This is a genomic window from Glaciecola sp. XM2 (assembly GCF_018595715.1).
Taxonomy (GTDB): domain Bacteria; phylum Pseudomonadota; class Gammaproteobacteria; order Enterobacterales; family Alteromonadaceae; genus Glaciecola.
The window spans coordinates 946218-959328 of the sequence record NZ_JAHEOJ010000020.1 but is presented as its reverse complement, the minus strand read 5'-3'; the positions used below and the strand labels follow the sequence as shown (position 1 = coordinate 959328).

12 protein-coding genes are annotated in these 13111 nt (G+C 43.4%); 8 read left to right on the top strand and 4 right to left on the bottom strand.

The window, feature by feature from the left end; genetic code table 11:
- The first annotated feature begins 14 nt into the window (after positions 1-14).
- Positions 15-1100, top strand: a complete 1086-nt coding sequence (locus tag KJ365_RS08860) for a GGDEF domain-containing protein (protein ID WP_214451237.1) — start codon at positions 15-17, stop codon at positions 1098-1100.
- Here the strand turns inward: KJ365_RS08860 and KJ365_RS08855 are convergent.
- Together KJ365_RS08855 and KJ365_RS08850 are read right to left on the bottom strand one after the other, a co-directional pair.
- Positions 1084-1734, bottom strand: a complete 651-nt coding sequence (locus KJ365_RS08855; RefSeq protein WP_250884083.1) for a response regulator — start codon at positions 1732-1734, stop codon at positions 1084-1086. The two genes, KJ365_RS08860 and KJ365_RS08855, sit on opposite strands and share 17 nt — an antisense overlap.
- Positions 1735-1800: 66 nt before the next feature.
- Complete coding sequence (locus tag KJ365_RS08850; RefSeq protein ID WP_502793484.1) at positions 1801-4167, bottom strand: TonB-dependent receptor; 2367 nt, start codon at positions 4165-4167, stop codon at positions 1801-1803.
- Positions 4168-4431: 264 nt separating this feature from the next.
- On the opposite strand from KJ365_RS08850, the gene KJ365_RS08845 reads away from it, so the two are divergent.
- The 7 genes from KJ365_RS08845 to KJ365_RS08815 all read left to right on the top strand — a co-directional run bounded on the left by KJ365_RS08845 (position 4432) and on the right by KJ365_RS08815 (position 12026).
- Complete coding sequence (locus KJ365_RS08845; protein WP_214451236.1) at positions 4432-5727, top strand: GntP family permease; 1296 nt, start codon at positions 4432-4434, stop codon at positions 5725-5727.
- Positions 5728-5812: 85 nt separating this feature from the next.
- A complete protein-coding gene (locus KJ365_RS08840) occupies positions 5813-7003 on the top strand; it encodes an E22 family MetX-like putative esterase (protein ID WP_214451235.1) in 1191 nt (396 codons plus the stop codon).
- A 14-nt stretch (positions 7004-7017) separates the two neighbouring features.
- Positions 7018-8034, top strand: coding sequence for an extracellular catalytic domain type 2 short-chain-length polyhydroxyalkanoate depolymerase (locus tag KJ365_RS08835; RefSeq protein ID WP_214451234.1), 1017 nt, complete (start codon positions 7018-7020; stop codon positions 8032-8034).
- A 48-nt stretch (positions 8035-8082) separates the two neighbouring features.
- A complete protein-coding gene (locus KJ365_RS08830; protein ID WP_214451233.1) occupies positions 8083-8853 on the top strand; it encodes a 3-hydroxybutyrate dehydrogenase in 771 nt (256 codons plus the stop codon).
- Positions 8854-8957: 104 nt separating this feature from the next.
- Positions 8958-9830 (top strand): NAD(+) kinase, encoded by an 873-nt coding sequence (nadK, locus tag KJ365_RS08825; protein WP_214451232.1) that lies wholly within the window; start codon positions 8958-8960, stop codon positions 9828-9830.
- A gap of 77 nt (positions 9831-9907) precedes the next feature.
- Positions 9908-11581: a DNA repair protein RecN gene (recN, locus tag KJ365_RS08820; protein WP_214451231.1), complete on the top strand. Its 1674-nt coding sequence runs from the start codon at positions 9908-9910 to the stop codon at positions 11579-11581.
- A gap of 97 nt (positions 11582-11678) precedes the next feature.
- Positions 11679-12026 carry an outer membrane protein assembly factor BamE gene (locus KJ365_RS08815; RefSeq protein WP_214451230.1) on the top strand — a complete coding sequence of 116 codons (348 nt, stop codon included), beginning with the start codon at positions 11679-11681 and terminating at the stop codon, positions 12024-12026.
- 408 nt (positions 12027-12434) lie between these two features.
- On the opposite strand, the gene KJ365_RS08810 is transcribed toward KJ365_RS08815, so the two are convergent.
- On the bottom strand, positions 12435-12695 hold the full coding sequence (locus KJ365_RS08810; protein WP_214451229.1) for a DUF5062 family protein: 261 nt from the start codon (positions 12693-12695) through the stop codon (positions 12435-12437).
- A 122-nt stretch (positions 12696-12817) separates the two neighbouring features.
- Positions 12818-13093: a peptidylprolyl isomerase PpiC gene (gene ppiC, locus KJ365_RS08805; RefSeq protein WP_214451228.1), complete on the bottom strand. Its 276-nt coding sequence runs from the start codon at positions 13091-13093 to the stop codon at positions 12818-12820.
- Between the last annotated feature and the right edge of the window lie 18 nt (positions 13094-13111).

Sequence of the window (13111 nt, the reverse complement as noted above, 5' to 3'; positions counted from 1 at the left end):
TCTATAGGTATTAAATGAAGACATCTGCTCCTATCCATAGCCATTTAGAGGATAGTTACCGCGCACTAGAGTCAAAGCAAAGCTTACTGCGCTTAAAGTCCTCTATGGGCATTGTGTGTTTTGCAGGCGCGTTAGCTCACCTTCTTTTTTTGTTTACCTTTACGCTCATAGGCGCAATGTTTATGGCGATACTCAACATTATCAGTGTAGCGATATGGATTTACGCTTTTGCCATAACCAAGAAAGGCGATTACGAACGCGCGGTTTACATTGTTACCTTAGAAATGTTTTTACATGCCATTATCGCCACCTACTTTGTTGGTACCGAGCTTGGCTTTCAATACTACATGTGGCCGCTTATGGCACTGCTACTATCGCTGCCGTCCAATAAGCTCAAACAATCGACTTTTTATTGTTTTATTACTATTGCAACCTTTGTGGTGGTCACACTGACCATGCGAGAGATTGAATATGTTTACCGTTTAAGTCACCTCATAAACTACATCTATAGCTTTAACGTTTTTATGGCAGCTGCGCCATTTATTCTAGCGCTTTTGTACATGCGCTCAAACAGCAGTGATAATGAAAAAGCACTTTTTTCCCAAGCGAATATGGATTTACTAACCGGTACCTTCAATAGAAGGTTTGTGAATGATTTGATGCAAACCTCAGTGAACGAAGAACGAAGACGACGTTTTGACTCCTACACGCTCGTTCTGGCAGATATTGACAACTTTCAATCCATCAACGACAACATCGGACATATTCGCGGGGATGAACTAGTCAAACACATTGCTGAGGTATTAAAAAATAATGTGCGCGACACCGACATCTTATGTCGATGGGCTGGAGAGGAATTTCTTATTTTGTTGGTCAACGCCGATACCGAAATCACCGAAAAGGTGTTGCGTAAAATTAAACACGGTATTAAAAGCGACTCGCAAATACAGAGCTGCAGTGAAAATGGCGTGAGCATGAGTTTTGGTGCTAGCACGAGCCACGACACCATTTCATTTGAAGAGATTCTACGTCAGGCAGATCTCAAGCTATATCAAGCTAAGGCAGCGGGAACTGACCGAATAGTTACTCAATACTCATAAGCTGTTTATACATAATCCCCGCTAAGGTTCGATTGTTCACACCGAGCTTACGTAATACCGCCGAAGCATGTTGTTTAACGGTGGACTCAGATATATCCAACTCGTAGGCAATTTGCTTATTTAACAAGCCGTTGGCTATCATATTCAGCACTTTTAGCTGATGCGGCGTTAAGGTCTCTAAGCGTTGGAAGTTTTCAATTTCAACGTTATCGGTGTTAGACAAGACAAAATCTGGTGGTAACCATTGCTCTCCATCAAGCACGGTATGCACTGCGTCTGAGATACTTTCTAGACTCTCTGATTTTGGGATGAATGCGCTGGCGCCAAGGTGTATACATTTGCTTATGGTAACAGGGTCTTCATCAGCAGAGACTATGATAATGAGTATATTGGGGTGTTCAGCACGCAAACGTGTAAGGCCGCTTAAGCCTTCTGTATCGGGCATGTTTAAATCTAAAAATACTAAATCAATATCGGGGGTGTGCTTTAGCGCTTCTATGGTTTGCTCAAAGTTATGCGATTGCGTCACGACCATATTCAGTTGCTCGCTCAATACTTGATGCAGTGCATTTCTGAAAAGCGGGTGGTCATCTGCAATTAGCGCCTGATATAAGTCTGGCATAAATGGATTCATAGTGATTGTCTGATAAACGCTAGACTAACATAGAAGAAAGGCGGCAGAGCCGCCTTTTTTTCACTTTTAGAAACGATAACCAACAGTCAGATGAACTGTTCGTGGGTCGCCATAATAACCGATTAGGGTATTATCGCCGCCCGTGCCCGGAATAAATCCGCCGTTACCGTCAGGGGTTACAAACTGATATCCACCCACTAAGTATTCTTCGTCGGTAATGTTTTTCAGATGCAGCCCTGCATAATATTGACCTGAAACACTTTCCCAAGTGGCGCTGACGTTAAACAAACCGTACCCGTCTTGGCTCAACAAGCTATTTGCTGTTTCATCAATGTTGTAGTCATCACGATAGTAATAGTTGGCTGTAAACATAAAGTAACCAACATCGGTATCCATCATGTAATTGGCCGCAAAGTTAGCGGTGTATTCAGGGGTATTTGAAATCGCGAACTGGTCAGAAATATCAGTTTCCTGACCGCCTGGACCAATAGAAATCACCTCTTCAAAATCAGCGTCGATGTAGCCTAATGCAACATCGAAGGTCAGTGATTCAGTGGCTACCCATGTAATTTCAGCTTCAAGACCTGTTGCGGTTGATTCACCAACGTTACCAAGTACCTGGTTCAAATCTTCTGGCGAAGTCACTGGCAATACAGAAATGTACTGGCGGTCTTTGTGATCTAAGCTAAATACGGTGACGTTGGTTCTTAGATTGTCACTTAAATCAGCTTTAATACCTACTTCAAGTGAATCCACCACTTCTGGATTAACCGCATTTTCATTAATAGTCGCACGTGGGTTGAACGTACCTGATTTAAACCCTTGTGAGAAACTAGCGAAAATCATCATGTCGTCAGACACTTTGTAGTCAAGCCCCAAGCGCGGCGTGAAACGTGACCACGTTTCTTCAGAAGGTGCATCTAATACACTGTCGCCATTTGTATCTTGACCTAAAACTTGAGGAACAAGGTTGTTGCCGGGGAACGTACCTGCTGGTCTAACATACCCAGGGATCCAACCAGACTCAGGATAAACATTTGCGAAGATTAAGCCATTATTGACAAACGCTTCTTTTGTTTCTTCAGTATAACGCGCACCTACGGTAATCGATAGTTTATCAGTCAATTCAAAATCCGCTTGTGTATATGCCGCAACACTTTCAGAGTTGTTGCAACCAGCAACTTCACGCGTAAGTCCTGGTACACCAAAGGCTATACGTCCAAGCGCACCTAATATCGCATCAAAGCTACCACACGACTCACCGTCGTAATAATACAAGCCGCCTGTTACGGTAAATGCATCACCAATATAGTTTGCTTGTAGTTCATGCGTCGTATTTTCATCTTCATAGATAGCAGGAACATCAAAGACGTCTACTGGCGTATTATCAAAGTCGATATTTGTCGGTGAGTAACTTTCGCGACTAGAGGCAATGTATTTAAGCTGTAAATTGTCAGAGACGTCATAACGAGCTAAAAAGCTAAGCCCTTCTACCTCTACCAAGTTTTCCGTCGGTAGACTGGTGTATGAGTCATATACGCTGTCTGGAACAGGAGCGTTAGTTAAAATACTAGGAAGTAGTCTAAATCCACCTTTCGAATTTGAAGTATCTTCTGTTTTGTCCCAGTCTAAGCGGAAAAACAACTTATCTGTTGGACTGTACTCAACCGCAATACGGGCTGCCCATAGGTCTTTATTGTAGTTTTCAAGGTCTTGGTCTGGCAGTGCAGAGATTAAGAATTCTCCAAAACCGTCACGGGTCAGATTGGCATAACCGCCACCAACGTAGAGCTTATCTTCAATCAATGGAATTTGACCGGTCACCATTATGTCTTGCTGAGAGTAGCTACCAAGGGTTGCTTGTGCATTAAATTCAGTGTCACCCGACATTTCTTTAGTAACGTATTTTACCGCACCACCAATGGTGTTTTTACCATAAAGGGTGCCTTGCGGCCCACGTAATACCTCTACACGCTGAACGTTTAAGAGGTCAAGTACAGCGCCTTGTGGCCTTGCGATATACACGTCATCAATGTAAATGCCTACGCCAGGCTCATATCCCCATAATGGGTCTTGTTGACCAACACCACGAATAAAGGCTGTTAATGTTGAATTTGTACCACGGCTGGTTTGCAGCGTTGTATTTGGAGAAAACTGCTGAACTTCTGTTAGTACCGTTATGCCTCGCGCCTGTAAGTCTGCAGCGCTGACTGACGTCACCGCTACTGGCACTTCTTGCAACGATTCAACGGTACGTCGCGCCGTGACTTCAATTCTCTCAAGCGTACCAGCTTGTTGTGTAGCCGTCTCACTCTCTTCTTCTTGCGCGTGAATTGGGCTGGTCATTAACAACGCGCCTACAGCGGCTGCAGTTGCGCTTAATCTAAATCCGTATTTACTGTGTGTCATATTAGCTTTCTTATTGGTTTTCATTTTTATTCCCTAGGACGTTTACTTTAATGTTGCTGGGGATCGCGGTCGTTGTTAAATTTAAGTTAAAATCGTTAAAAAATAACTAGTACCATCGTACTATGGGAATTTAGGGCGCTATAGACCACACTTTGCGCATCCTGGCGGTCTGCGGTCACAGATTAAAAGCGGGATTGTGCGCACGATGGATTACATGCTTATACTTCATGTAACTCTTATCCAACGCTCGATTGAGCATCTAATAAAAGCAATAACAGGATATTTTTGATGTTAAGTTTAATCGGACTTGTGGGCGGCCTAGCCTTGCTCATCATCTTAACCATACGGGGTATGAATTTATTCATCGCCGCTCCTCTGTGCGCCATTATTGTGGCGCTTACCAGCAATATGAGTATCTTTGTTGGCGAGGTTAATTTTGTACAAACCTACATGAGCGGTTTTACTTCGTTTATCGCCGCTTGGTTTTTCATGTTTTTACTCGGCGCTTTGTTTGGCAAGTTCATGGAGGACACAGGAGCTGCCGACTCACTCGCTCGCTGGATTATTTCTAAGCTAGGCTACAAACACGCAATATTCGCTGTAGTAGCCGCATGTGCAATACTCACTTATGGTGGTGTAAGCGTATTTGTTGTTGCATTTTCAGTATATCCGATGGCGCTCAGCCTGTTTAAAGATGCTGATTTGCCCAGACGATTTATTCCAGCAACGCTTGCCTTTGGCTCCGTTACATTTACCATGACCTCCGCCGGCTCTCCTGAAATTCAAAACTGGATACCCATCAAATATTTGGGCACATCTCCATTTGCAGCATGGGAAGTCAGTGCTGTAGTGGCCGTGTTTATGGCGGTATTTGGTTATTGGTGGTTAAAGAAAATGGTCTTAAAAGCTGTCAATAACGGTGAGCGTTTTCACATTAAACCACAAGACCCAGAAATGATTGAGCGTGATTATCCTCATCCATTTACCGGACTTGTACCGTTGTTTGTGGTCTTGATCATTTCGTTTTTGTTCCACGAAACATACAAAGAAATGGCGCTTATTGTGGCGTTAGGCAGTGGTGTTTTAACCCTCATGCTAATTAACTTTAGATATTTCCAAAACCTTGGCAACGCTGTTAATCTTGGCACTACAGGCGCTTTAGTCGCAATTGGCAACACCGCCGCAGTGGTAGGCTTTGGTGCAATTGCAAAGACCACAGAAGCGTTTCAGTCTACTGTTGAAATTATGACGCAGATACCAGGGAATGAGCTAATCGGCGCAGCCATTGCGGTGAGCGTAATTGCAGGCTTAACGGGCAGTGCATCAGGTGGTCAAGCTATCGCATTACCCCTTGTGGGCCCGTATTATATGGACCAAGGCGTAGACCCTGAAGAACTTCATCGTATTGTGTCTATCAGCTCAGGTGCACTTGATTCGTTGCCTCATAATGGTTACGTAGTGACAACCATTCGCGCGATTTGTCATGAGACACATCAGGCGGCGTATGGACCGATGGCAGCGCTCACCGTGTTAGTGCCAATTATAGGCCTGACAATGGCGATTGCATTATTCATTTTGTTCTAAACAAAGGGCACTAAAAATGTTTGCGGTTCAACAACAATCATCACGCTATTGTAAGGTATTATGCTTTCTTTTAGCTGGTATTTGCATGCCAACGCTTGCTTGGAGCAATATGAACGATACACAATCAGTCAACGCAACCTCAAGTAATGATACGATGTTGGTGACAAAACAAGTGCACGAAATCGAGCAGTTTGAGACTTTTGGTGGCGATATAATTAAGAATGTCCGCGTGGGTTGGGAAAGCTACGGTGAACTGAACGATGATAAAAGTAACGTCATCCTGATCACTCACTATTTTACCGGCACGTCTCATGCTGCTGGCAAGTATCACCCCGATGATGAAGAGCCGGGCTACTGGGACAGTATCATCGGCCCTAATAAAGCCATCGATACTAATCGCTTTTTTGTGATCAGTGTCGATAGTTTGGTCAACATCAATGCTTATGATGAGAACGTTATCACCACTGGGCCTGCGTCTATCAACCCTGATACAGGCAAGCCCTACGGTTTGAGCTTTCCTGTGGTCACCATGCGTGACTTTGTGAATGTACAAAAGTCTGTCCTGGCCTCTTTAGGCATTAACAAACTATATGCGGTTGCTGGCCCATCTATGGGTTCAATGCAAGCAATTGAATGGGCATCAGCCTACCCTGATATGGTCCCTAGACTCATTTCTGTTATAGGTACGGTAAAGGCAGATGGTTGGACAACCGCGACCCTTGAGCAATGGACGACGCCTATTCGTTTAGATAAAAACTGGCGCGGCGGTGCGTATTACGACCAGCCCCCAGAAAACTTTCCAAATGAAGGTTTAGCCGCGGCGCTGGCGCTTGTTACGCAAAGTGCACTGGCGCCTAATTTCTTTAATGATGTAAATGCGCAGCTACTTGCACAAGCTGATGGCAAGCCTGATTTATATGATATTCAACAGTCACCGGTTATTGTGCAGTGGCTGATGGAAAGAGCGCGCGGCAGAACAACGAGTATGGACGCCAATCATCTATTGTATTTAGTCCGTGCTAATCAGCTATTTTTAACGGGTATGAATGACGATATTGAACAAGGGCTAGCGAATATTAAAGCAAAAACCTTGTTTATCCCGGCGACTCAAGATCAGTTGTTAATGCCGTATCACTTGGAGCGAGCACGAGACATGCTCAAAGCAAACGATAAAGAGGTAGAACTGGTCTATCTTGAAGGCGACTTAGGGCATTTAGAAGGCTTGAGCGGCATCGCCATTCACAGCGAGACAATAAGAGCATTTTTGGCAGATTAGGAAGGGACATCAACATGAGTATAGTAAATAAAAGAACCATGCTTATGAGCATGTTGACAGGTGCCTTATTGAGCACGGCGCTAGTGCCGGTAAGTGCATCAGATGGCGTGAAGCTTAATCTAAATCTCGAACAAACGTCTGTCAGCGGCTTGTCATCTGGCGGATACATGGCTACGCAATTCCAACTTGCGCACTCGCAAACGATTGTAGGTGCTGGCATTGTCGGCGCAGGCCCATATTATTGCGCGTTAAATGATATAGGTATCGCATTAGGGCAATGCGTCAGTAAGGCGTCTAGCAGCATTACAAACGAGCCTTTTATTGCGCAATATGAGCGTTTTCAAGCCGATGAGTTACTGGCTTCTAAAGCAAACATCGAAGACGATAGAGTGCTCATTATACATGGCACTTTAGATGAGACAGTCAATCGCACCGCAGCAAACTTACTTGCCAAGCAGTATCAACAATGGCTCGGTGATGACCAGCTTACTTACATCGATGACAAAGCATTTTCACATCACTTTCCTACCCTCGGTTCAGGCACTGCATGTGACGTATCACAGAGCCCGTTTATTGGTAACTGTGGCTTTGATGCAGCAGGAGAAATTCTCAAGCACATCTACGGTGAATTAACGCCTCCAAAAGATCAAGCAATGGCAGAAGTTGCCACCATAGATTTATCACAATACGCATCTTTATCAGGCACATCGATTGCCGATGAGGCATATATTTATGTACCAGCGGCATGTGCAGACGGCGAGTTATGCACTTTACACATCAGCTTTCATGGTTGTAATCAAAGCAGTGAAGATGTCGATAATGCTTATGCTCAACAAAGCGGCTTTAACCGCTGGGCAGACGCTAACGACATGGTCGTGCTATATCCGCAAGTCAAAAAGTCGATGTTCATGCCGCTTAACCCGCAAGGCTGTTGGGATTGGTGGGGCTACACCGATGAGAACTATGCCAATAAGCAAGGTCCACAAATAAAAGCGATTTACAACGTAATGCAAGCGTTAGGTGCCCAGTAACGCACCGTTTGCAGGTAACCATTTTTACAATTTATCAGGAAAACTTTCATGTCGGGTAACAAAACAATCTTAATCACGGGTGGTGCAAGCGGTATAGGCTTTGGAATAGGCGAACACTTGGCTAGCCTTGGTCATCAAATTATTATCGCAGACATCAATTTAGACGCTGGCAATGCTGCCGCCCAAAAGCTTAAAGACGCTGGCGCAAAAGCCTTTGCGGTTAAATTAGATGTGTCTGATGCAGCCAATATAGCGGCTCTTCCCGAGCTATTAAAAGACACACCGGTAGACGTGTTAGTCAATAACGCCGGCATTCAACACGTATCAAAGCTAGAAGACTTTCCAGCAGACAAATGGCAATTACTGATTGATATTATGTTAGTAGGCCCTGCCCTATTAACGCGTGCTCTATTGCCCCATATGCGCGAGCAAAACTTTGGCCGCATTATCAACGTTGGGAGCATACATTCGGTGATTGCATCGCCCTACAAATCCGCTTATGTGGCGGCAAAACATGGCTTACTTGGTTTTGCCAAAACCCTCGCATTAGAAACAGGTGATGTAAACGTCACCATCAACACCTTATGTCCAGCTTATGTAAAAACCCCTTTGGTGGAGAGCCAAATAGCGGCCCAAGCTAAAGAGAATAATATGAGCGAAGAAGATGTCGTAAACAAAATCATGCTCGAACCGATGCCGAAAAAGGCATTTATAGGCATTGATGAGCTCGCAGAAACCGCCGCATTCTTGATGAGTCCCGCGGCTAAGAATATTACCGGACAGACCATGATTTTAGACGGTGGTTGGACTGCGCGCTAGCCATATCGGCAAGCAATCATTTCATGCTTGCTGTTGTGTTTGCTTGCAACCTTTGTATGCTGTTATAGTCTATTGATAACTATACAAATTGCGCAGAGGAACCTATGCGTTATGCTACCGTTGGGTTAATTGGCAAGCTAAGTCATGAAGACACACATGCCAGTATTCAGATACTCATCTCAATACTTAAAAAGCGCAATTGTGAAATACTGCTCGAAAGTCGCATCGCCGACAGCATAGAATGTGACATCCACTCAGCGACTTTAAAAGAAATAGGCAGTAAAGCCGATCTGGCCATCGTTGTTGGCGGTGATGGAAATATGCTTGGTGCAGCGCGCGTGCTCGCAGAATATAAAATCGACGTGGTTGGTGTTAACCGAGGGAATCTAGGCTTTCTTACCGACATCAACCCAGAGGATATTGAGCGCCAGTTAGACCATATTTTTGAAAATAAAGTGTATCGTGAAAAGCGCTTCATTCTCGAAGCGCAAGTCTTTAAAGATGGTCAATTAAGTCAATCTCACACAGCCATAAATGAGGTGGTTCTTCACCACAGCAAAGTAGCACACATGATGGAGTTTGAACTCTATGTAGGCAGCGACTTCGTATTCTCACAACGCTCAGATGGCCTCATAATCGCAACGCCCACTGGCTCAACAGCCTATTCGTTGTCGGGTGGAGGCCCTATCTTAGTGCCACACTTAGACGCGCTAACCCTTGTGCCCATGTTCCCACACGCTCTCAGTAGCCGCCCTATCGTTGTTGATGCAAATAGCGAAATCACACTAAAAATCTCTAAGCAAAACTCCGATTCGGTGCAAATCAGCTGTGACAGCCACGAGGTAATATCTGTTGACCCGGGCGATTACGTAAAAATTCGTAAAAATAAAAACCATTTATCGATGGTACATCCACCCGATTATAACTATTTCAACGTCTTACGAACCAAGCTTAATTGGGGCAGCAAACTGTACTAATTACCAACAAAAGATCAGGCTTTACAGAATAAATATTACTGTATATATTATCAGTATTATTTTTTGGAGTCTTTTTTATGCTCGTCCACATCGATATCAAAAACTTTACTGTTGTTAAACACGTCGAACTTAACATGCAACAAGGCCTAACCGCCATTACAGGTGAGACTGGTGCGGGTAAATCTATTGCGTTAGATGCATTAGGCTTATGTTTAGGCGCACGTGCAGAGTCAAATATCGTCCGTCAAGGCGCTCAGCGAGCAGAAGTCGTGACGCATTTTGATATTAACAAACTAAACAACGTAAAACAGTGGCTACACGACGAGATGCTCGCGCAAGAAGATAATCCAGATGAATGCTTTATTCGCCGTGTGGTAAGCAATGAAGGACGTTCAAAAGCCTTCATTAATGGCATTGCTGTTAATTTGTCACAATTGAAAGTGCTAGGCGCCAAACTTGTACATATACATGGCCAAAATGATCATCACCAGTTTCTAAAACATGATAACCAGCTTAGTTTGTTAGACGGCTATGCCCAGCACACCGAGCTCTTAAATACGACTAAAACTCTCTTTCGTGATTTCACCCACAAATCAAAGGCATTAAAGGCGCTACAAGAGGCGCAGCAACAGCGCTTAGATCGCGTTAGCCTGCTACAGTACCAGGTCGACGAGCTTGACGAGTTTGCAATGCAGGCGGGTGAATTTGAACTGCTTGAAAGTGAGTTTAAAAAGCTAAGTTCTATACAAGATCTCATCACCTTAGCAGAAAAATCACAATACTATTTGAAAGACGATGATAATAGTAATGCACTTTCATTGCTAGCCAGTGCCATAGGCGAGATTGAAGATAAACTAGACGCTGACGCAGACTTAAACGGCCCATATGAATTATTACAAAGCGCTATGATTCAAATACAAGAGGCCTACAGTGAACTGTCTCATTATCAATCGAGTCTTGAGACCGACCCAGCCAAACTAGCAGAAAATGAAAAACGCTATGCTACTGCCCTTGACTTAGCGCGTAAGCACTCAACACAACCCGAAAAGCTATTTCAAGTACATGAAGCACTAACAAATGAATTAGAGCAGTTAAAACAACAAGAAGCATCGTTACACGAATTAGAGAATGACTGTGAACAAGCCCTTGTCGCTTACAGAGACGCATCTTTTAAATTAAGCGACTCTAGAACAAATGCGGCTGAAAAATTATCTGCGGAAATCGAAAGCAGTATCAAACAGATGAACCTGCCCCATGCAATAGTGCAAACTCATATTCGGTTTGATGCAGCGGCAAATCCTAGCGCAAAAGGAAATGACCATATCAGCATTTTAGTTTCTGTTAACCCAGGGCAAGCACCTGATGTGATGGAAAAGGTCGTATCCGGAGGTGAGCTAGCACGTATTGGCCTCGCTATTCAGGTGATTCGATCGAAGGATTACAGTATCCCAACGATGGTATTTGATGAAGTCGATACGGGTATCAGTGGACAAACCGCTTCAATTGTAGGCAAGCTATTAAACAAGTTGGGCGGGCAGTCGCAAGTCGTGTGTGTCACCCACTTACCACAGGTTGCTGCGCAGGCGCACAATCAACTATTTGTGACAAAACTTAGTGACGGGATCAGTACAGAAACAAAGGTTCTTAAACTGACGAAAGAAGAGCGCGTCAATGAAATTGCGCGTCTGTTAGCAGGTGATTCATTGACCGACACGGCCATTGCCAACGCCAAAGATTTATTGAGTTTATAAGCGCATTACGACTATTGCATAACAGGAACCAATTAGGCATTGATCGGTCTGATACAAGGATGTAGTATCCCTACCGAATTTTTAATATGGAAGTCGTATGAAGTTTTTAGTCACCGTTGTATTATCTCTTACCTTGCTCACCGGTTGTTCAGACTGGATTTTCCGAATTGATGTCCCCCAAGGAAACTTTCTGGAGCAAAAAGATGTGAGTAAGCTTCGTGTCGAAATGACAAAAGAGCAAGTGGTCTTCGTACTAGGCAACCCTGTCGTTCAAGATAGCTTCGATACCGACACATGGTATTACTATTACGAAATGAAGCGCGGCATGTCAAAGCGTGGCCCTGATATCAAACAAACCCTCATCCTTAATTTTGAAGATGGTAAGCTAGCAAGCATGTCTGGTGACTTTGAAGAGCCAGAAGAGTTTAACGTTCCCTTGGCGTAAAGAGCGTACCCCCACTCAAAAAGTCTTTAAGGCGAATCATAACTGATTCGCCTTTTTGTTACTTGCTAACTTTAATCACCCACTATCATATTGCATTCTTGCAACATACATTCTAAAAATGATTACTAGATAAGGACTATATGAACGAAATTCTTACGCAAAAAAAAGCTTAAATACGCCTAAAAATCACGAAGGTCCTAAATAAACAATTTCATTTAAAATACGCCAAATGATATTAAATGTGATTAATTTACTTAAAAATACACCAAAAGCTCAAAATATTAAAAACCTATAAATTCTTCTAAAATCATCAAAAAGTCAATAAATAAAGCTAAATACTTATAAAATCAATTAAATTTTAAAAATAATAAATTAATGATTTTAATATTTACGTTATTTTTAATAACGTTACTTTAAGAGCTCATGATCGGCTGGCAGTTGACTGCTGATCCACATCACCAGTCTTCGCTTTAAGCTTGCTAAATCTTCTTTATTTTCAGGTAAGGGGGTAATGAGTTTATCGTGCACCAATAAACGATAAAGACTCTCGACTTTTTGCTTGGCAGAATCGCTAGCAGAGAAGCCATTGTATCCTCGTTTTTTTGCATACGTTTCTGCTACGGCCATCGCTTTTTTAAGCAGGAGGGCTTCATTTTTGATTTTTTTCATAATGCGCTACGTGGATGAAGGATAGAAAAAGACTATCTCATGCAGCCGCTAGGTTCAACACTTACAAATACTTGTTGTTGACCAGTCAAACTGCGTTTGAAGTTTCTATATACTTTTGAAGTTTACCGGTATAAAGTTTTGATCAAGTGATAACCAAACTTTGTTTTCACAGGGCCGTGAACGGTGAGGATGGGCTTTTTAAAGACAACGTCGTCAAATGCTTTGACCATTTGGCCCCGCTTGAACTCGCCTAAGTTACCCCCTTTTTTACCTGATGGGCATAGTGAATAGCGCTTGGCAAGCTTACCAAACTCCTTACCTTTTTTTAATTCTGTGAGTATTTGGTTGGCTTCACTTTCAGTCTTTACGAGAATATGCAGTGCGCAGGCTAAGGGCATGTCGCATTCCTTGGCATC